This window comes from Limnohabitans sp. MMS-10A-178, from assembly GCF_003063375.1.
Taxonomy (GTDB): Bacteria; Pseudomonadota; Gammaproteobacteria; order Burkholderiales; family Burkholderiaceae_C; genus Limnohabitans_A.
This window is the reverse complement of the sequence record NZ_NERY01000004.1, coordinates 13,397-31,995: the sequence shown is the minus strand read 5'-3', so window position 1 is coordinate 31,995 and position 18,599 is coordinate 13,397. Positions and strand designations below refer to the sequence as shown.

Annotated in this window: 19 protein-coding genes and 1 riboswitch; of the genes, 9 read left to right on the top strand and 10 right to left on the bottom strand. The window is 53.5% G+C overall.

Annotated features, from left to right (window positions below):
• Positions 1-24: 24 nt before the first annotated feature.
• The 4 genes from dbpA to tyrS all read right to left on the bottom strand — a co-directional run bounded on the left by dbpA (position 25) and on the right by tyrS (position 4,260).
• Positions 25-1,437: an ATP-dependent RNA helicase DbpA gene (gene dbpA, locus B9Z32_RS13320; RefSeq protein WP_108421935.1), complete on the bottom strand. Its 1,413-nt coding sequence runs from the start codon at positions 1,435-1,437 to the stop codon at positions 25-27.
• A 153-nt stretch (positions 1,438-1,590) separates the two neighbouring features.
• Positions 1,591-2,043: a D-aminoacyl-tRNA deacylase gene (dtd, locus tag B9Z32_RS13315; RefSeq protein WP_108421934.1), complete on the bottom strand. Its 453-nt coding sequence runs from the start codon at positions 2,041-2,043 to the stop codon at positions 1,591-1,593.
• The gene (locus tag B9Z32_RS13310; protein ID WP_108421933.1) at positions 2,040-2,966 is read right to left on the bottom strand and encodes a cation diffusion facilitator family transporter; all 927 of its coding nucleotides are present in this window, start codon (positions 2,964-2,966) and stop codon (positions 2,040-2,042) included. Before B9Z32_RS13310 ends, dtd begins: the two co-directional genes overlap by 4 nt.
• A 58-nt stretch (positions 2,967-3,024) precedes the next feature.
• Positions 3,025-4,260: a tyrosine--tRNA ligase gene (gene tyrS / locus B9Z32_RS13305; protein WP_108421932.1), complete on the bottom strand. Its 1,236-nt coding sequence runs from the start codon at positions 4,258-4,260 to the stop codon at positions 3,025-3,027.
• 102 nt (positions 4,261-4,362) lie between these two features.
• Between tyrS and B9Z32_RS13300 the strand changes: the two genes are divergently transcribed.
• Together B9Z32_RS13300 and B9Z32_RS13295 are read left to right on the top strand one after the other, a co-directional pair.
• Positions 4,363-5,760, top strand: coding sequence for a M23 family metallopeptidase (locus B9Z32_RS13300; protein WP_233248324.1), 1,398 nt, complete (start codon positions 4,363-4,365; stop codon positions 5,758-5,760).
• Positions 5,761-5,841: 81 nt separating this feature from the next.
• Positions 5,842-7,014 carry an anhydro-N-acetylmuramic acid kinase gene (locus B9Z32_RS13295; RefSeq protein WP_255416660.1) on the top strand — a complete coding sequence of 391 codons (1,173 nt, stop codon included), beginning with the start codon at positions 5,842-5,844 and terminating at the stop codon, positions 7,012-7,014.
• Between the two features lie 21 nt (positions 7,015-7,035).
• On the opposite strand, the gene erpA is transcribed toward B9Z32_RS13295, so the two are convergent.
• The 3 genes from erpA to rplM all read right to left on the bottom strand — a co-directional run bounded on the left by erpA (position 7,036) and on the right by rplM (position 8,388).
• The gene (erpA, locus tag B9Z32_RS13290) at positions 7,036-7,401 is read right to left on the bottom strand and encodes an iron-sulfur cluster insertion protein ErpA (protein ID WP_108421931.1); all 366 of its coding nucleotides are present in this window, start codon (positions 7,399-7,401) and stop codon (positions 7,036-7,038) included.
• 150 nt (positions 7,402-7,551) lie between these two features.
• Positions 7,552-7,944: a 30S ribosomal protein S9 gene (gene rpsI, locus B9Z32_RS13285; protein ID WP_108421930.1), complete on the bottom strand. Its 393-nt coding sequence runs from the start codon at positions 7,942-7,944 to the stop codon at positions 7,552-7,554.
• Positions 7,945-7,956: 12 nt separating this feature from the next.
• The gene (gene rplM / locus B9Z32_RS13280; protein ID WP_108421929.1) at positions 7,957-8,388 is read right to left on the bottom strand and encodes a 50S ribosomal protein L13; all 432 of its coding nucleotides are present in this window, start codon (positions 8,386-8,388) and stop codon (positions 7,957-7,959) included.
• A gap of 204 nt (positions 8,389-8,592) precedes the next feature.
• Here rplM and B9Z32_RS13275 point away from each other — a divergent pair, with 204 nt between their 5' ends.
• From B9Z32_RS13275 to paaE, 6 genes are all read left to right on the top strand, one after another.
• The gene (locus B9Z32_RS13275; RefSeq protein WP_108421928.1) at positions 8,593-9,501 is read left to right on the top strand and encodes a 23S rRNA (adenine(2030)-N(6))-methyltransferase RlmJ; all 909 of its coding nucleotides are present in this window, start codon (positions 8,593-8,595) and stop codon (positions 9,499-9,501) included.
• A gap of 117 nt (positions 9,502-9,618) precedes the next feature.
• On the top strand, positions 9,619-10,671 hold the full coding sequence (gene paaA / locus B9Z32_RS13270) for a 1,2-phenylacetyl-CoA epoxidase subunit PaaA (protein WP_108421927.1): 1,053 nt from the start codon (positions 9,619-9,621) through the stop codon (positions 10,669-10,671).
• A complete protein-coding gene (gene paaB, locus B9Z32_RS13265; protein WP_108421926.1) occupies positions 10,668-11,009 on the top strand; it encodes a 1,2-phenylacetyl-CoA epoxidase subunit PaaB in 342 nt (113 codons plus the stop codon). Before paaA ends, paaB begins: the two co-directional genes overlap by 4 nt.
• A complete protein-coding gene (gene paaC / locus B9Z32_RS13260) occupies positions 11,009-11,815 on the top strand; it encodes a 1,2-phenylacetyl-CoA epoxidase subunit PaaC (protein ID WP_108421925.1) in 807 nt (268 codons plus the stop codon). The genes paaB and paaC overlap by 1 nt, the downstream gene beginning before the upstream one ends.
• A gap of 5 nt (positions 11,816-11,820) precedes the next feature.
• Positions 11,821-12,381: a 1,2-phenylacetyl-CoA epoxidase subunit PaaD gene (gene paaD, locus B9Z32_RS13255; RefSeq protein WP_199220006.1), complete on the top strand. Its 561-nt coding sequence runs from the start codon at positions 11,821-11,823 to the stop codon at positions 12,379-12,381.
• A 52-nt stretch (positions 12,382-12,433) separates the two neighbouring features.
• Complete coding sequence (gene paaE / locus B9Z32_RS13250; protein WP_108421924.1) at positions 12,434-13,534, top strand: 1,2-phenylacetyl-CoA epoxidase subunit PaaE; 1,101 nt, start codon at positions 12,434-12,436, stop codon at positions 13,532-13,534.
• On the opposite strand, the gene metF is transcribed toward paaE, so the two are convergent.
• Genes metF through ahcY form a run of 3 tightly spaced genes read right to left on the bottom strand, consistent with a single transcriptional unit; the run spans position 13,535 to position 16,665 of the window.
• On the bottom strand, positions 13,535-14,362 hold the full coding sequence (gene metF, locus B9Z32_RS13245; protein WP_108421923.1) for a methylenetetrahydrofolate reductase [NAD(P)H]: 828 nt from the start codon (positions 14,360-14,362) through the stop codon (positions 13,535-13,537). It lies immediately after the preceding gene.
• Positions 14,363-14,415: 53 nt separating this feature from the next.
• On the bottom strand, positions 14,416-15,222 hold the full coding sequence (locus B9Z32_RS13240; protein ID WP_108421922.1) for a TlyA family RNA methyltransferase: 807 nt from the start codon (positions 15,220-15,222) through the stop codon (positions 14,416-14,418).
• A 9-nt stretch (positions 15,223-15,231) separates the two neighbouring features.
• On the bottom strand, positions 15,232-16,665 hold the full coding sequence (gene ahcY / locus B9Z32_RS13235) for an adenosylhomocysteinase (protein WP_108422062.1): 1,434 nt from the start codon (positions 16,663-16,665) through the stop codon (positions 15,232-15,234).
• 98 nt (positions 16,666-16,763) lie between these two features.
• A riboswitch (S-adenosyl-L-homocysteine riboswitch) is annotated at positions 16,764-16,867 on the bottom strand.
• 66 nt (positions 16,868-16,933) lie between these two features.
• Between ahcY and B9Z32_RS13230 the strand changes: the two genes are divergently transcribed.
• Positions 16,934-18,562, top strand: a complete 1,629-nt coding sequence (locus B9Z32_RS13230) for a peptide chain release factor 3 (RefSeq protein WP_108422061.1) — start codon at positions 16,934-16,936, stop codon at positions 18,560-18,562.
• Positions 18,563-18,599: the final 37 nt, after the last annotated feature.

Below are 18,599 nucleotides of genomic sequence, written 5' to 3'. Positions count from 1 at the left end.
GCTTGAACATCTCCAAGCTAGCGCTTATTCGTTTTCAATACCAGATGCATCTTCAAGCAATCGCACCTTGACAGACTTGCCCTTGACCTTACCACGCGAAAGCTTAGCTACAGCTTCACGCGCAATGTCGCGCGCTACGGCCACATAAGTAGAGTATTCATTCACATTGATCTTGCCCACTTGCTCACGCGTGTAACCAGCATCGCCCGTGAGTGCGCCCAACACATCACCCGCACGAATTTTTTCTTTTCGGCCACCCACAATTTGCAAGGTGGCCATGGCGGGCACCAGCATGTCTTTGCCTGCAGGCGTCAAAGTGCTCAGCTCTTGCCAGCTCGACTCACGCCCTTGTAACACTTCAATCTTGCCCACATAACCCATCTCATCCATGCTGGCCAAACTCACGGCCAAACCTTCAGCATCGGCGCGGCCTGTGCGGCCAATGCGGTGTATGTGCACCTCAGCATCGGGCGTGACATCGACGTTGATCACCGCCTCAAGTTGCGCCACATCCAAACCGCGCGCCGCCACATCCGTGGCCACCAACACGGAGCAACTTCTGTTGGCAAATTGAATGAGCACTTGATCGCGTTCGCGTTGCTCTAACTCTCCATACAGCGCCAGCGCGCTAAAACCTTGCGCTTGCAATACCGCTACCAAATCGCGGCACTGCACTTTGGTATTGCAAAAGGCCAGCGTAGAAGTGGGCCTGAAATGATTGAGCACCATCGACACTGCATGCAGTCTCTCAGACTCTTTCACCTGCACAAAAATCTGTTTAATCTTGTTAGCGCTGTGCTGTGTTTCCACTTTCACAGTTTGCGGATCCTTCATGAACTGCGTGGCCAACTTGGCAATGCCTTCAGGATAGGTAGCCGAGAACAACAAGGTTTGTCTGTTGGGCGGGCACTGTCTGGCTACGGTGGCAATGTCGTCAAAGAAGCCCATGTCGAGCATGCGATCGGCTTCGTCAAGCACCAAAGTTTTAAGGCCTTTGAGTTTCAAAGAACCACGCTCTAAATGATCCATGATGCGACCCGGTGTGCCCACAACCACATGGGCGCCATGTTCCAAACTGAGCACTTGGCCGCGAAGCGCTACACCGCCACAAAGCGTGACCACTTTGACATTGCCCACAGCGCGCGCCAGGCGCCGAATCTCTTGACTCACTTGATCAGCCAACTCGCGAGTGGGGCACAAAATCATGGCCTGCACCGCAAAGTCTGCGGGCAGAATTTTTTCCACAAGCGGAATACCAAACGCAGCCGTCTTACCACTGCCCGTACTGGCCTGCGCAATCAAGTCTTTGCCCGCCAAAGTGACTGGCAAACTGGCCGCCTGAATGGCAGTCATTTGCAAATAGCCCAACTGCGCCAAATTGCCCAACATCGAAGCCGACAAACTCAGCTTCGAAAAATCATTTTTGTTTTCGTTCATGCGTCGATTATGCGTGTGTGTGAGTTTTGGGAAAAAACAATTGGGGTCAAACAATTGGGGTCAGATCAACATTAATTTGGTCTTTGACCAAATTAATGTTGATCTGACCCCAATTGTTTTGCTCTCTCCGGAGAGAGAAAAAACCTGACCCAATTACATTTGAATTGGAATGGTCACAGGGCCATCGTTGATCAAGTGCACCTTCATATCGGCGGCAAACTGGCCGGTTTGCACAATGGGGTGGGCCTCGCGGGCTTGGGCTACGAAGTAGTCGTAAAGGCGTTGGCCATCTGCGGGCGATGCGGCGCGGGTAAAGCTGGGGCGATTGCCGCCGCTTACATCGGCGGCCAAAGTGAACTGGCTCACCACCAACAAACCACCTTGCAAACCTTGGCCATCCAAATCTTGCAATGAGCGATTCATCTTGCCGTTTTCGTCACTGAAAATGCGCAACTTCAAAAGCTTGCTCAGCATCTTGTCAGCATTGGCCACCGTGTCGCCTTGTTCTGCACACAAGAGCAACAACAAACCCTTTTGTATTTGTCCAATCACTTGGCCATCTACTACCACTCGTGCTTCAAGCACACGTTGCGCTACACCAATCACAGCAAATCTCTTTCAGAATCAAAGTGAGCTTCTACGTCAGAAGGCAACAACTGGATGGAAGCACGCAAACCAGGCACCGCACTCATGAGGGCCTGCTCCACACTGGTTCGCAGCGCCGCCGCGCGGCCCAAGGTCCATGAAGCGGGCATGTGCATGTGCAAATCGACAAACAGACGTTGCCCCGCTTGGCGTGTATTGATGTGGTCAAAGCGAATGATCGACACCTCATCGCGCTGATATGCAAACCCCGCCAATGTTTCATTGATTTTGGCAATGGTCTCTGGCTCTACGGCCTCGTCCATCAATCCTTGTGACGAACGCCAAATGAGGTGCACGCCTTCTTTCAAAATATTCAGCGCCACCGCAATGGCCACCACCGCGTCTAACCACAACCACCCAGTGAGGCTGACCAAGCCAATGCCAATGACCACCCCCACCGAGGTCCACACATCGGTCACCAAATGCTTGGCATCGGCCTCCAAAGCAATAGAGCGGTGCGCCTTGGCCGCACCAAACATCACCCAAGCCAACACGCCATTCAAAACAGAACTGATGACCGACAAAGCCAAACCCAAGCCCACTTGCTCGATGGGCTGCGGATCAAAAATACGATGGCTGGCCGCCCAGATAATGCCAACGGCCGCCACAATGATCAAAATGCCTTCAAAGCCAGACGAAAAATATTCTGCTTTGTGATGACCGTAAGGGTGTTCTGCATCGGCCGGCTGCGCGGCCACCGTGACCATCACCAAGCCAAAAACCGCACTGGCCAAATTGACCAAAGACTCCATGGCGTCTGACAACAAACCCACAGAATCTGTGATCCACCAAGCCAAAGTTTTGAGGGTAATGGTCAAAATGGCCACCACCACCGACGCCCACATGAGGGTGCGCGGAGACCAAGCGGGTAATTTTGAAATCATGGCTTCAGGTTAACGCACAAGCACCACTTTGGCCACGCGCCAAGTCAAATGAACAGCGTTAAGCCGCCAAATGCACACGCGCAAATTTGCGCTTGCCCACCTGAACCACATACGTGCCGGCTTCCAATTTCAGGCCCTTGTCGCTCACCACCGACGAGTCGACACGCACACCGCCGCCATCAATCAATCGATTGGCTTCAGAACCCGAAGGCGCCAGCCCGGCCATTTTGAGTAAGTTGCCAATGCCCAAAGGTGCACCGCTCAAACTCACTTCAGGAATTTCATCGGGCACTCCGCCCTTGCTGCGGTTGATAAAGTCTTGCTCAGCAGCCTCTGCAGCGGCAGCGCCATGGAAGCGCGAGGTAATTTCCTTGGCCAACGCCACTTTGGCCTCTTTAGGATTCAAACCGTCAGAAACCTGTTTCTTCAAAGCCTCAATGTCGGCCATCGACTTGAAAGACAACAAGGTGTACCAACGCCACATGAGCACATCAGAGATAGACAGCACCTTGGCAAACATGGTGTTGGGCTCTTCACTGATACCGATGTAATTGTTTTTTGACTTGGACATTTTGTCCACGCCATCTAGGCCTTCCAACAAAGGCATGGTCAAAATACATTGCGGCTCTTGGCCATATTCGGCCTGCAAATGGCGGCCCATGAGCAAGTTGAATTTTTGATCGGTGCCGCCCAACTCCAGGTCGGACTTCAAAGCCACCGAGTCGTAGCCCTGCATGAGCGGGTACAAAAACTCGTGCACGCTAATCGGTGTGCCCGCCTTAAAGCGATCGTGAAAATCGTTGCGCTCCATCATGCGTGCCACGGTGTACTTGGCCGCCAACTGAATCATGCCCATGGCACCCAGCGGCAAACTCCACTCGCTGTTGTACCTGATTTCGGTTTTGGCGGGGTCGAGCACCAAGCTGGCTTGGCGGTAATAGGTTTCGGCATTGGCCTTGATTTGTTCCGGCGTTAAGGGCGGGCGTGTGGAGTTGCGGCCCGAAGGATCGCCAATGAGGCTGGTGAAGTCGCCAATCAAAAAGATCACTTGGTGACCCAGGTTTTGCAACTGGCGCATTTTGTTCAACACCACCGTATGGCCCACATGGATGTCGGGGGCGGTGGGGTCCAAGCCCAATTTGATGCGCAAAGGCACGCCCGTGGCTTCCGATTTGGCCAGTTTTTTCACCCAATCTTCCTGCGGAATCAGCTCTTCACAGCCACGCAAAGTGACTGCCAATGCTTCTTTGACAGCATCTGTCACGGGATATTGGGTGGAAACGGGTGAATTCATAAGGGTTTTCCAGTGTACGCCAGCTCTCTAAGGCGTTAGAATGGCGGTAATTGTTTGCCCCATTTTAAGGGCTTACCTTGCTATTGTTTTTTTTCGGACTGCATGAATTTCATCAACCAGTTTTTGACACGCGCCAAACCCCACAGCCTCGCGCTGTTGGCCATGGCCAAAGTCCACAGCCAAACGCTGCGGGATTTTGTTGCGCGTCATCCCAAACACGTTACCACCGTCTTGGCAGCTGTGCTGCTGGGCGGCGGCGGTGGCGCGTTTGCGGTTGCCAATCTGGGACCCGATGCCTCCAATCTGCCAGTTAGCACCTTGGTTGAACCCCTGCAAACGCCCAACCTTGAAGCCCAAGTGGCCGCCTTAGAGCAGCAAACACTCAAACTCTATCGCAACGACATCACACGCGGCTCCGATACAGCCGAGAGCTTGCTCAGGCGTTTAGGCTTGGTCGACTCTGCTGCGGCCAACTACATTCGGAAAACACCCGAAGTACGTCAAGCTTTGCTCAACCGCTCTGGCCGCAATGTGTCGGTCGAAGCCAACGAACAGCAACAACTGCTCACCCTCACCACGCGTTGGCTCAAAAGCGACAGCGACAGCCAGTTTCAGCGCATGGTGATCACGCGCAATGCCAACAACCAGTTTAGCGTTCGCACCGACACCGCACCTCTCACAGCCAGCGTTCGCATGGCGGGTGGCACTGTGGCCTCTTCCTTGTATGCGGCGTCCGACGAAGCCCGCCTGCCCGACACCGTCACACGCCAATTGGCCGATGTGTTCTCAGGCCAAATTGACTTCCACCGTGCCTTGCGCAAAGGCGCTGTGTTCTCTGTGGTTTACGAAACGCTAGAAGCCGAAGGCGAACCCCTGCGCACAGGCCGCTTGCTCAGCGCTGAAATTACCAACGACAAAAAAACCTATGACGCTGTGTGGTTCCAAGAGCCCGGACAAAAAGGCGCTTACTACACCATGGGTGGCGATAGCCTGCGCCGCGCCTTCTTGGCCTCTCCAGTGCCTTACTCTAGGCGCACCAGCGGTTTTGGCATGCGCTTGCACCCCATTTTGCACACCCAACGCGCGCACACCGGTGTTGACTACGCGGCCCCCACTGGCACCCCAGTGATGTCCGTAGCCGATGGCGTGGTTACAGAAAGCAGCTACCAAGGCGCCTATGGCAACATGGTTGTAATTCAACACAATGCCAGCCAAAGCACCGTGTATGCACACCTTAGCCGCATGAATGTGCGCAAAGGACAAACCATCAAGCAAGGCGACAACATTGGCGCTGTGGGCTCAACAGGCATGTCTACTGGCCCTCACTTGCACTTCGAGTTTCGCATCAATGGCCGCCACGTCGATCCGCTCACCTTGGCGCAGCAAGGCTCTGCCGAGCCCATTTCTGAAGCCAAGCGCCCACAGTTCAACCAACGCGCTCAATACGCTCGTTCACAGTTAATGGCTGCGGCGCAAATGCGCCAAGGCAACGTCCAATAATTTTCAGCGTTGGCAGGGGCCAGGTTGACCTCCTCCTCTGCGCCCAACTCCCCACCGCTCACACCGGCGACTAAAGCTCACTTGCAATACTTCATTGGCTTGATGTCTGGCACCTCGCTCGATGGTGTAGATGGTGTTTTGCTTCAAAACTCGTCTCCTTCTTTGTTGTCCAACACGCGCCAACTGAAAGTGTTGCAACATGTCTTTCAACCATTTGACCCTGAATTTCGCGCAGAACTTCTGAGTTTGAATACACCTGGCAACAACGAGTTGCATCGCGCCGCATTGGCTGGCAATCACTTGGCAAGAAGCTACGCGCAAGTGGTTCATGCCTTGCTCAAAGCCAGTGGCATGCAAGCCAATGACATTCAAGCCATTGGCGCACATGGCCAAACTGTGCGTCATCGCCCGCTTGAGTTTGATGCCGACCCTGCCACAGGCCAATCCGCAGTAGGCTACACCCTGCAACTCAACAACCCTGCTTTGTTGGCTGAGCTCACTGGCATTGATGTGGTGGCCGAATTTCGCACACGCGATTTGGCGGCAGGTGGACAAGGCGCACCCTTGGTGCCGGCCTTCCATGCAGAAATTTTTGGCAAGCCTGCGCACACCGTGGCCGTAGTCAACATTGGCGGCATTTCCAACATCAGTATTTTGCGAAATGCCTTAACTCCAAACGCAGAAATCATTGGCTTCGATTGCGGCCCTGGCAATGCGCTCATGGACCACTGGATTCATGTGCATCAAGGCAAAGATTACGATGCCAACGGCGATTGGGCTGCGCAAGGCCAAGTCATTCCTTCGCTCTTGCAAAGCTTGTTGACCGAAGCATTCCTTCATCAATCGCCGCCCAAAAGCACAGGCCGCGATTTGTTCAACCCCACTTGGTTGCAACAACATTTGCGCTCTAGCTTTCAAGCTGTCGATCTGCAAGCTGTCGATATACAAGCCACGCTGTGCGAGTTCACTGCTATGGCCATTGCTCAAGATTTAAAACGCCATGCGCCTGAAGCAACTCAATTGTGGGTGTGTGGAGGTGGTGCACTCAACGCGCAACTCATGTCGCGCTTGCAAGCGCATGCGCCAGGTGTGCAAGTGGCTTCTACTGATGCACACGGCTTGCCGCCTTTGCAAGTAGAAGCAGCAGCCTTTGCATGGCTTGCCGCCAAAGCCATGAAGCGAGAAACGGGCAGCCTAGAAAGCGTAACGGGCGCTCGAGGCGCCCGTGTGTTGGGGGCTATCTATCCCAGATAGCCCAGCTTCAATCTGAATGGATCAGGCTGAAAAAGATGAGCCGCAGCCACAAGTGCTGGTGGCGTTGGGGTTCTTGATCACAAACTGCGCGCCTTGCAGGTCTTCTTTGTAATCAATTTCGGCGCCAATGAGGTACTGGTAGCTCATGGCATCGATGAGCAATGACACGCCATGTTTGGTCATGGTGGTGTCGTCTTCGTTCACGATTTCGTCAAACGTGAAGCCGTACTGGAAGCCTGAGCAACCACCACCTTGCACAAACACGCGCAGTTTCAAATCTGGGTTGCCTTCTTCGGCAATGAGGTCGGCCACTTTGGCGGCGGCACTGTCGGTGAAGACAATGGGTTCGGGCATTTCTGTTTGGACTGTTTCGGCTAAGGCGCTCATGATTTTCTCCGTCTGCTAGGTGAGTAGTATAGTGGATCAGTCAAGAATTAAGTTTGAATAACTGCCTTGATAAAAGGGGCTTACGGGCACAGACGAAAAAAAACCGCCCTGAACAAACAGTGCGGTTTTCTTGTAACAGTCTGAATGCGATTAACGCTTAGAGAACTGCTTACGGCGACGAGCAGAGTGCAAGCCAACCTTTTTACGTTCAACTTCGCGGGCGTCACGAGTGACAAAACCAGCTTGGCTGAGCACGGGCTTCAAAGAAGCATCATAGTCAATCAGGGCACGAGTAATGCCGTGACGGGCTGCACCAGCTTGACCAGATTCGCCGCCACCGTGCACATTGATTTGAATGTCGAAAGTCTCGACATTGTTTGTCAAAAACAGGGGTTGCTTAGCGATCATGATCGAAGTTTCGCGGCCGAAGTAGGCTTGGATGTCCTTGCCATTGACCGTGATCTTGCCAGAGCCTTTTTTCAGAAACACGCGGGCGACGCTAGATTTGCGACGGCCGGTGCCATTGTTCCATTCACCAATCATTCTCAAGGCTCCTTAAATTTCCAGCACTTTAGGCTGTTGGGCGGTGTGGGGGTGCTCAGCGCCACCGTACACCTTGAGTTTTTTGATCATGGCGTAGCCCAGAGGACCTTTGGGCAACATGCCCTTAACGGCCTTCTCGAGCGCGCGTCCAGGGTGCTTGGACTGCATGTCGCGGAAGTTAGTGGCTGTGATGCCGCCTGGGTAACCAGAATGGCGGTAGTACACCTTGTCCAAAGACTTGGTGCCAGTCACTTTGAGTTGTGCTGCGTTGACGACGACAATGAAGTCGCCAGTATCGACGTGAGGCGTATAAATGGCCTTGTGTTTGCCGCGCAAACGGAGAGCAACTTCGCTGGCTACTCGTCCGAGGACCTTGTCGGTCGCGTCAATCACAAACCACTCGTGCGTCACGTCAGCGGGTTTTGCGCTGAACGTTTTGGTCATGAGTTTTCTCTTTAAAAGAAGGTTTGTTGGATCCTTTTCCACGGTCGGTGTTCCTCTTTTGGGAACCTCTTAGGTGGGGTTGGCATGTTGCCCTCCGCCGCGGGATCACTAATGCGCTGCGAAGCCCTCGATTCTAAACGACAAAATTGTTGTTTTGCAAGGGTTTTTTGGCAATAAACGGGGCTCAGGCGTTACCATCTAGCCATGTTCAGTTACAGACACGCCTTCCACGCCGGCAACCACGCCGATGTCATCAAGCACCTCACCTTGATTGCCACCTTGCAGCACCTGCAGCAAAAAGAGGGCGGTATCACCATCATCGACACCCATGCGGGTGCGGGTCTTTACAGGTTGGATGGCGACTATTCCGAAACCGGCGGCGAAGCGCAAGACGGCATTTTCAAACTGCTCAGCCAACTTGACGAAGCCGCTTCGAAAAAAGACGCCAAGCCTATTCCGGAGGCTCTTCAGGCTTATCTGGACATGATTGCCAGCTTCAACCCCAACGGCCAAGCCAAGTTCTACCCTGGCTCGCCATTCATCCTTCACGCCATGCTGCGCAAAGACGCGCGCGACAAATTGCGGCTGTTTGAATTGCATCCCACCGACAGCAAAGCCTTGGCATCCAACGTGGCGCAACTCGACGCAGGTCGCAGCATCATGATTGCCCGTGAAGATGGTTTTGAGTCGCTCAAAAAGATGTTGCCCCCGCCGCCTTCGGCCACAGGCTCCAAGCGCGCCATGGTGCTCATGGATCCAAGCTATGAAATTAAAAGCGATTACGGGAAAGTGGCCGCTAACATACAAGACTGCCTGAAGCGTTTTGCCACGGGCACTTACTTGGTTTGGTACCCCATCATTCCTAGGCCCGAGGCACACGATTTGCCCAAACGCTTGCGTACTTTGAGCAATCAATCCCAAAAACCTTGGATCAACCTCACCTTGTCCATTGGCCGCAATACCGACGGCAGCTCGGCCGGCTTGTCAGCCAGCGGTATGTTTGTGGTCAATGCGCCTTTTACCCTCAAGGACAAATTGCGCGAGGCGATGGAAGTGGTGGGGCCGGCATTGGCCAGAGGCACGGGGCACAGTTGGGCGGTTGAGCACAGTTGAAGCATTTTCAGCATTGCTAGCAAAACCCCTAAAACTTTGAAGATCAATTAACCGACCGACCGGTCGGGTAATTGATATACTCCGCTTCAAACACGCTTAAAAAGCGAGGAGAAGCCCATGTACACGCAATCCTTCAATGTGCCGGATGCACCCGACACAAACAACTCGGCCAATACAGCTGCACTCAAATCGGTGCCCAAAGCTTTGTCAGAAGCGGATGTGGCTTTGCAAACGCAGTTCGATGCGCGCATCGATGCCGATGGCAAAGTGGAGCCACGCGATTGGATGCCCGATGCTTATCGCAAAACATTGGTGCGCCAAATTAGCCAACACGCACACAGCGAAATTGTGGGCATGTTGCCCGAAGGCAATTGGATCAGCCGTGCGCCTAGCCTCAAGCGCAAAGCCATTTTGATTGCCAAGGTGCAAGACGAAGCCGGCCATGGTTTGTATTTGTACAGCGCAGCCGAAACGCTGGGCACCAGCCGCGATCAAATGCTCGATGCATTGCACACCGGCAAAGCCAAGTACAGCTCTATCTTCAACTACCCCACACTCACTTGGGCCGATGTGGGCGTCATTGGCTGGCTGGTCGATGGCGCGGCCATCATGAATCAAATTCCTTTGTGCCGTTGCTCTTATGGCCCTTATGCACGCGCCATGATTCGCGTTTGCAAAGAAGAAAGTTTCCATCAGCGCCAAGGCTTCGAAGCATTGCTGGTCATGATGCAAGGCACTGCCGAACAAAAAGCCATGGTGCAAGACGCAGTCAATCGTTGGTGGTGGAAATGCTTGGCCATGTTTGGACCACCCGATGCCGATAGCCCTAACAGCGTGCAAGGCATGCGCTGGGGCATCAAGCGCATTAGCAACGATGACCTGCGCCAAAAGTTTGTGGACGCCACCGTACCGCAAGCCAAAATTTTGGGAGTCACTTTGCCCGACCCCGATTTGAAGTGGAACGAAGAACGCCAACACCACGATTACGGCCAAATTGATTGGGACGAATTTTGGGCCACGGTCAATGGCAACGGTCCTTGCAACAAAGAACGTTTGGGCGCTCGCGTCAAAGCTTGGAACGATGGTCAATGGGTGCGCGATGCTGCTTTGGCGCACGCCAAAAAACAAGCTGAGAAACAAGCTCAAAAGAATTTGAAGGAGGCTGCATGAGCGCAGATCAAAAACCTACTGCATCGAATGCTGCAGCCAACTCCTCCTCACCCGCACTCAAAGAGTGGCCCTTGTGGGAAGTGTTTGTGCGCAGTAAGCAAGGCCTTGAGCACAAGCACTGCGGCAGTTTGCACGCATCCGATTCACAACACGCTTTGCAAATGGCACGCGATGTTTACACGCGTCGCCAAGAAGGCGTGAGCATTTGGGTGGTGCAATCTTCTTCCATTGCGGCCAGTGAGCCCAACGACAAATCGGAGTTCTTCGAGCCTTCCAGCGACAAGGTTTATCGCCATCCCACCTTCTACGAAATTCCTAATGAAGTGGGGCACATGTAATGTCAGCCGCGCAAGCAACAGTGAATCACACATTGCCAATAGACTATCTGCTTCACTTGGCCGACAACGCTTTGGTGTTGGGCCAACGCAATGCCGAATGGTCTGGCCATGGCCCTATTTTGGAAGAAGACATTGCGCTGTCTAACAACAGCTTGGACTTGGTGGGTCAAGCACGTTTGCTGTACCAAGAAGCGGCTGCACAAATTGGCAACGGCGCCACAGAAGACACACTGGCTTTTTTCCGCGATGTGCCTGACTTTAAAAACTACACACTGCTAGAGTTGCCAAACCATCCTCCGCTTGCTGGCACATCGGCCAGCGACAGAGACTTTGCCACCACCTTGGTTCGCAACTTTTTGTACAGCTCGCTCATGGTGTTGGTGTGGGACAAACTGCAGCATGCACCGCACGCACAACTGGCTGCCATTGCTGCCAAGTCGCTCAAAGAAGTTCGTTACCACTTGCGCCATTCACGCGATTGGTTGTTGCGCATGGGCGATGGCACTGCAGAATCGCATGCACGTGCACAAGCGGCGGTTAATCATCTCATGCCTTATACGCAAGAGTTTTGGACCCACAGCGCATACGAAGCAGAAGCTGCGCGCATCACAAAGCTCGACATGGCCAGTTTGCAAAACGACTGGAATCAAATTGTGAACGATGCATTGTTAGAAGCCACTCTCAAGCGTCCAGCAGATGGCGGCTTTGTGCCCACAGGCAAACACAGTGTTCACTCCGAGCATTTGGGTTTTATGTTGGCCGAAATGCAAAGCTTGCCGCGTGCGCATCCCAACGCCACTTGGTAAATCAAATGCAAGTGCTATCCGCAGTTGATCAGGCGTGGCAATTATTAGAGTCGCTAACCGACCCCGAAATTCCTGTGGTCACACTGCGCGAATTGGGTATCTTGCGCGATGTGCGCAGTGTGCTTGCGCAAGATGGCAGTGAACAATTGGAAGTGGTCATCACGCCCACCTACAGCGGCTGCCCTGCCATGGGTCAAATTGAAGATGATGTGCGCAACTTGCTGTATGAATACGGATTGCACGGCCGCGTGGTGACTCAACTGGCACCCGCGTGGACTACCGATTGGATGACGCAAGAGGCCAAAGACAAACTTCGCGCTTATGGCATTGCGCCACCGCACAGCGGGGCAGATCACGATTGCTTAACGCAAGGCAACACCAGCATCGTGCAATTTGCAGCGCGCAGCGCCAGCAATCCTGGCGGTCACGAATTGCTGGCCGTGGCCTGCCCACAATGCGGCTCAGACAACACCACCGAAACATCTCACTTTGGCTCCACCGCCTGCAAAGCGCTTTACCGCTGCCTCGATTGCATGGAGCCGTTTGATTACTTCAAACCTTATTGAAGCAGCGTTGCAAACTGCAAAGAACAACGCACCCAATTAAAAATTTCGCACCATGATCGCTTTCAAATTTCACGACCTTCAAGTTGCCGACATTACCCCTGAAGCAGCTGGTGCAGTGGCTATCACCTTGCAAGTGCCCACCGAATTGCAAAGTGGTTTCAATTTCAAAGCCGGTCAGTTTTTAACTTTGCGCGCCACCATTGATGGCAACGATGTGCGCCGCAGTTATTCCATCAGCTCTTCAGAAAATTCATTCAAAAAAACTGGCACCCTAGAAGTAGGCATTCGTCCCGTACAAGGCGGTGTATTTTCTAATTGGGCCGCAACCAAACTCAAAGTAGGCGACGTCATGCGCGTCATGCCCGCCGATGGTCGCTTCACCGTTCAACGTCCACGCGCCATTCACCGTGTAGGTTTTGCAGCAGGCTCAGGCATCACTCCCATCTTGTCCATATTGGCCACCACCTTAGAGCAGCAACCAAAATCCAAATTCACCTTGGTCTACGGCAACCGCCGCATGGACAGCGTGATGTTCAACGAAGCGTTACAAGATCTCAAAGATCGCTACCCCAACAGACTCACACTCATTCATGTGTTGTCGCGCCAAGCGCAAGAAGTGCCTTTGCTTGAAGGCCGCATTGATGCTGCCAAAGTCAAAGAAATTGTGAGCAGTCTTTTGCCTGCGGCCAGTATGGACGAGGTCTTCATTTGCGGCCCAGATGCCATGATTGAAGCCACAGAAAAAGCATTGATAGAAGTAGGCGTACCTGCGCGCAATATTCGCACTGAGCGATTCACATCGCCCACCCTAGAAGCTTTGCCTGCCAATGAACGCAAACAAGTCGTATTGGGTAACGCGCCAGAATCTAAAGGCGAAGTAGCACTCACCATTTTGCTCGATGGCAAGAAGCATCAAATGCAGATGTCGGTCACTGACAAAATTTTGGATGTAGCGTTGGCTGCAGGCTTGGACTTGCCCTACTCATGCAAAGGCGGCGTGTGCTGTACCTGCCGCGCCAAAGTCATGCAAGGCAGTGTCGAAATGGAAAAGAACTTCACCTTAGAAAAGTGGGAAGCCGAGCAAGGCTTTGTACTCAGCTGCCAAGCCAAGCCCACCAGCAAAGAGGTGGTGATGAGTTTTGATGAGCGCTGATTAAGCCAATCGCTTCAACAACTCCAAAGTGGTCGCACTCTGGTTCATCGTATAAAAGTGCAACGCTGGCACACCCGCATTGCGCAGCTGATCGCACAAATCGGCCACCACATCTAAGCCAAACGCCTTGATAGACGCGGTGTCATCACCATAGCCCTGCAAACGCAAACGAATCCAGCGTGGAATTTCTGCGCCGCATGCATCTGAAAAACGAAGCAGCTGTGTAGAGCTGCCAATAGGCATAATGCCCGGCACCACCGGCACATCGGCACCCAACTTGTGCGCATCGTCCACAAAGCGGAAGTACGCGTCGGAATTGTAAAAATACTGGGTAATGGCCGAGTTGGCGCCAGCCTTCACTTTGGAAACATAGGCCTGCAAATCGGACTCTGCAGACTTGGCCTGCGGATGAATTTCTGGGTATGCCGCCACTTCAATGTGGAAATAGTCGCCTGTTTCTTTGCGAATAAAGGCCACCAAATCGGATGCGTAATGAAACGCGCCGCCCATGCCGTAGCCGCTGGGCAAATCGCCGCGCAAAGCTACCAAGCGCTTCACGCCCATGGCCTTCAATGTGGCCAATTCATTGCGCACAGATTCTTCACTGGCACCAATGCAAGAGAAGTGCGAAGCAGCGTCAACGCCTTCTTTCAAAATCTCGCCCACAGTACCAAAGGTGCCTTCTTGCGTAGAGCCGCCGGCACCATAAGTCACTGAACAAAACTCTGGTGCTTGGGTGTAAAGCTGTTGACGCACAACGCGCAGCTTCTCAGCACCTTCAGGCGTTTTTGGTGGAAAAAATTCAAAGCTAACTGGTAATTTTTTCATCGCTCTCAATGAGCCCGCTTATTCAGCCAACTCAATCAATTTGTTCTGTTTTTTCAGTCTTCTGGAGGCTTCACCGCCTGCACAAAAAACTCACGATTGCCATCGCCACCTTCAATGGCGCTGTCGTACCAACCGGTCACTTTCAAGCCCAACTCTTTGAGTGAAGTGCGAATGCGTTTTTCAATCACGGGGTACATGGCGGGGTCTTTCACCAAACCATTTTTGCCAATGTTCTCGGGCTGCAATTCAAACTGCGGCTTCACCAACATCAACAACACGCCACCCGGCTTCAAGAACGGCACCACCCCATGCAACACCAGCGTCAGTGAGATAAACGACACATCGCCCACCATCACATCAAAGCCAGCTTCAGCATCGGGAATGCGCTCGTCATCGGGCATGAGTTCGCGCGCATTCACACCTTCAATGCAAATCACGCGCGCATCTTCACGCACCCTCGGATGCACTTGGCCATGGCCTACATCAATGCCCACCACTTCGGCGGCACCATTCAAAAGCAAGCACTCGGTAAAACCACCGGTACTCTGCCCCACATCCATACAACGAAGGCCTGAAACCGAAACGCCACTGTCACGCAGTGCACCTTCCAGTTTCAAACCACCTCGCGATACATACTTAGACTCAGAGTCGTCCAGCAACACAATTTCTGCATCGCTGGGCACCTCGTCTTTGTTTTTACCAATCTTGCGCCATTCCACGGAAGACTTCACAGCCTCTAGCACGGCAGTTGGCAAAGCGCCCGGTGGCGTACGCCACTGAACACCTGCCGCAATCAGCCGTTGGGCCTGCGAACGAGACGCGGCCAGGCCGCGCTCTACTAACAATTGGTCAATGCGCAAAATATTGGATCAATAACGGTATGTGTCGAGCTTGTAAGGGCCGTTTTTGTTCACGCCAATGTAAGCCGCTTGCATGTCTGACAACTCAGTCAACATGGCGCCAACCTTCATGAGGTGCAAACGTGCAACCTTCTCGTCCAAGTGCTTGGGCAACACATAGACCTTGCCGTTTTCGTACGCATCGGGGCGTGTGAACAATTCAATTTGCGCAATGGTTTGATTGGCAAAAGAAGTGCTCATCACAAAGCTAGGGTGGCCAGTGCCGCAACCCAAGTTCACCAAGCGGCCTTTGGCCAACATGATAATTTTCTTGCCATCGGGGAACACAATGTGGTCCACCTGGGGCTTGATTTCTTCCCATGTGTACTTCTCAACGGAAGCAATGTCGATCTCGTTGTCGAAGTGACCGATGTTGCAAACGATGGCTTCGTCTTTCATGGCCACCATGTGGTCATGCGTAATAACGTGCTTGTTACCAGTGGCCGTTACAAAAATGTCGGCCTTGTCTGCAGCGTAATCCATGGTCACAATTTTGTAACCTTCCATGGCGGCTTGCAAAGCGTTGATCGGGTCAATTTCTGTTACCCAAACTTGGGCACTCAAAGCGCGCAATGCTTGTGCACTGCCCTTGCCCACGTCACCGTAACCGGCAACCACAGCCACTTTGCCTGCAATCATCACATCGGTAGCGCGCTTGATGCCGTCTACCAAAGACTCGCGGCAGCCGTACAAGTTGTCAAACTTAGACTTGGTCACAGAATCGTTCACGTTGATGGCGCGGAACATCAATTCGCCCTTGGCGCTCATCTCGTTCAAGCGGTGCACGCCAGTGGTGGTTTCTTCGGTCACGCCAATGATTTGGGCGCCCTTGCGGCTGTACCAAGTGCTGTCTTCGGCCAGCTTGGCTTTGATGGCGGCAAACAAGCAAGTCTCTTCCTCAGAGCCTGGGTTTTCCAACAAAGAAGGATCTGTTTCTGCGCGCTTGCCCAAGTGCATCAGAAGCGTTGCGTCGCCGCCGTCGTCCAAAATCATGTTGGGGCCTTCGCCTTCAGTGCCCTTGGCACCGAAGTCAAAAATGCGGTGGGTGTAGTCCCAGTACTCAGTGAGGTTCTCGCCCTTCACCGCAAACACAGGCGTGCCGTTGGCCGCAATGGCTGCCGCAGCGTGGTCTTGTGTAGAGTAAATGTTGCAAGAAGCCCAGCGCACTTGGGCGCCCAAAGCTTGCAGGGTTTCAATCAGCACGGCTGTTTGAATGGTCATGTGCAAAGAGCCAGTTACGCGGGCACCTTTGAGGGGCTGAGCGGCGGCAAATTCTTTGCGGATGGCCATCAAACCGGGCATTTCTGTCTCGGCAATTTTGATTTCTTTGCGACCCCAATCGGCCAGGCCGATATCGGCAATGGCGCAATCGGCGTTAACGGCGGTGTTTAAGCGTGCATTCATGGTGAGCTCCAAATTAAAGTTTGAAACCACATCTCAGAGGGAAAAACTGATAAAAATCAATAGAGCTCAATGAAAAAATAGAGCTCATCCCGCAGAAAAGTGGATGAGCGTCGTTGCAAAGTAGGGTTCCGAGCCTCACGTCCTCGCCACTGAAAGACTCTTGTTGAATCTAGTGGGGGCCGCTGCAACGCTCCTCGGAATTGCGCAAATTATACTAGCGGCTTATCTGGATTCCAACCCAGACACCCAAATTCCCCCTGGAGCCACATTGACTTACGCCCAAGAAACCCGGCGCCGCCGGACGTTTGCCATCATTTCTCACCCTGACGCGGGCAAAACCACGCTCACCGAGAAGCTCTTGCTGTTCTCGGGCGCCATTCAAATTGCCGGCTCCGTCAAGGCCCGCAAAGCCTCGCGCCACGCCACCTCCGACTGGATGGAAATTGAAAAGCAGCGCGGCATTTCGGTGGCCTCCTCCGTCATGCAAATGCTGTACCGCGACCATGTCATCAACCTGCTCGACACCCCCGGCCACAAAGACTTTAGCGAAGACACCTATCGCGTTTTAACAGCCGTAGACTCCGCCCTCATGGTGATTGACGCCGCCAACGGTGTGGAAGCCCAAACCCGCAGGCTCATTGAAGTTTGCCGCCAGCGCGATACACCCATCATCACCTTCGTGAACAAAATGGACCGCGAAGTTCGCGACCCATTGGATATTCTTGACGAAGTAGAACGCGAGCTGGGCATGCCCTGCGTGCCCATGACCTGGCCCGTAGGCCAAGGCAAATTGTTTGGCGGCATCATCAACTTGCGCACCCAAGCCATGACCGTGTTTGAGTCGGGCAGCGAGCGCTTGCCGCAAGACTTCGAAGCCATGCCCCTGTCTGAAGAAGCTGCACTGCACACACGCTTTGGCGCTGAATTTGCTACTGCATTAGAAAGCATGGAACTGGCCACAGGCGCATCACCCTCATTCGACAAAGAAGCCTTCTTAGCAGGCAAACAAACCCCCGTGTTCTTCGGCTCCGGTGTCAACAATTTCGGTGTGATGGAAGTGCTCGACGCATTGGTCGACTTGGCCCCCTCGCCCAAGCCCCGCACCAGCTCACTCATTGTGAACAAGCAGCCGGTGATCAAAGAAGTGCAGCCAGAAGACGCCGCCTTTGCCGGTGTGGTGTTCAAAGTACAAGCCAACATGGACCCCTCGCACCGCGACCGAATAGCGTTTGTGCGCATGGCCTCGGGCAAGTACACCCCCGGCATGAAACTCAAAGTGCAACGCACAGGCAAAGAACTGCGCCCCACCAGCGTGGTGACTTTCTTGAGCCAAAGACGCGAAGCCGTAGACGAAGCCTATGCAGGCGACATCATTGGCTTCACCACCCATGGCGGCGTACAGTTGGGCGACACCATTACCGACGGCGCCAACTTGCTGTTCACCGGCCTGCCCTTCTTTGCGCCCGAGCTGTTCATGACCGTGATCTTGAAGAACCCGCTCAGAACCAAACAACTCCAAGCCGGCCTAGACCAGCTGGGCGAAGAAGGTGCCATTCAGGTGTTCAAACCCGAAGTGGGCGGCCCTATGTTGCTTGGCGCCGTGGGCCAGTTGCAGTTTGAAGTGGTGCAGCACCGCTTGAAGGCTGAATACGATTGCGATGTCAGGCTAGAAGGCTGCCAGTACACTGGCGCGCGTTGGATTACAGCCGATACGCCTGCAGAACTCAGAGAGTTCTTAAACGCGTATCCACAGCGCATGGCTCTGGATGCCGCAGATACATTGGCATACCTTTGCACTTCGCCATATGACGTGCGTTTAGCGCAAGAACGCTTTCCAAAGATTCACTTCCATCCGCTGCGCGAGCATGCGGGATTGGCGTTGGGGTCGGCTGGCTGATAACTCACGTCTACTTGCAAGTTTGAAGTTTGGGTTG

Excerpts from the sequence above, each read along its gene's own strand:
- dbpA (WP_108421935.1), bottom strand. The coding sequence starts at position 1,437 with ATGAACGAAAACAAAAATGATTTTTCGAAGCTGAGTTTGTCGGCTTCG.
- B9Z32_RS13310 (WP_108421933.1), bottom strand. The coding sequence starts at position 2,966 with ATGATTTCAAAATTACCCGCTTGGTCTCCGCGCACCCTCATGTGGGCG.
- tyrS (WP_108421932.1), bottom strand. The coding sequence starts at position 4,260 with ATGAATTCACCCGTTTCCACCCAATATCCCGTGACAGATGCTGTCAAA.
- B9Z32_RS13300 (WP_233248324.1), top strand. The coding sequence starts at position 4,363 with ATGAATTTCATCAACCAGTTTTTGACACGCGCCAAACCCCACAGCCTC.
- erpA (WP_108421931.1), bottom strand. The coding sequence starts at position 7,401 with ATGAGCGCCTTAGCCGAAACAGTCCAAACAGAAATGCCCGAACCCATT.
- rpsI (WP_108421930.1), bottom strand. The coding sequence starts at position 7,944 with ATGATTGGTGAATGGAACAATGGCACCGGCCGTCGCAAATCTAGCGTC.
- rplM (WP_108421929.1), bottom strand. The coding sequence starts at position 8,388 with ATGACCAAAACGTTCAGCGCAAAACCCGCTGACGTGACGCACGAGTGG.
- B9Z32_RS13275 (WP_108421928.1), top strand. The coding sequence starts at position 8,593 with ATGTTCAGTTACAGACACGCCTTCCACGCCGGCAACCACGCCGATGTC.
- paaA (WP_108421927.1), top strand. The coding sequence starts at position 9,619 with ATGTACACGCAATCCTTCAATGTGCCGGATGCACCCGACACAAACAAC.
- paaB (WP_108421926.1), top strand. The coding sequence starts at position 10,668 with ATGAGCGCAGATCAAAAACCTACTGCATCGAATGCTGCAGCCAACTCC.
- paaC (WP_108421925.1), top strand. The coding sequence starts at position 11,009 with ATGTCAGCCGCGCAAGCAACAGTGAATCACACATTGCCAATAGACTAT.
- paaD (WP_199220006.1), top strand. The coding sequence starts at position 11,821 with ATGCAAGTGCTATCCGCAGTTGATCAGGCGTGGCAATTATTAGAGTCG.
- paaE (WP_108421924.1), top strand. The coding sequence starts at position 12,434 with ATGATCGCTTTCAAATTTCACGACCTTCAAGTTGCCGACATTACCCCT.
- metF (WP_108421923.1), bottom strand. The coding sequence starts at position 14,362 with ATGAAAAAATTACCAGTTAGCTTTGAATTTTTTCCACCAAAAACGCCT.
- ahcY (WP_108422062.1), bottom strand. The coding sequence starts at position 16,665 with ATGAATGCACGCTTAAACACCGCCGTTAACGCCGATTGCGCCATTGCC.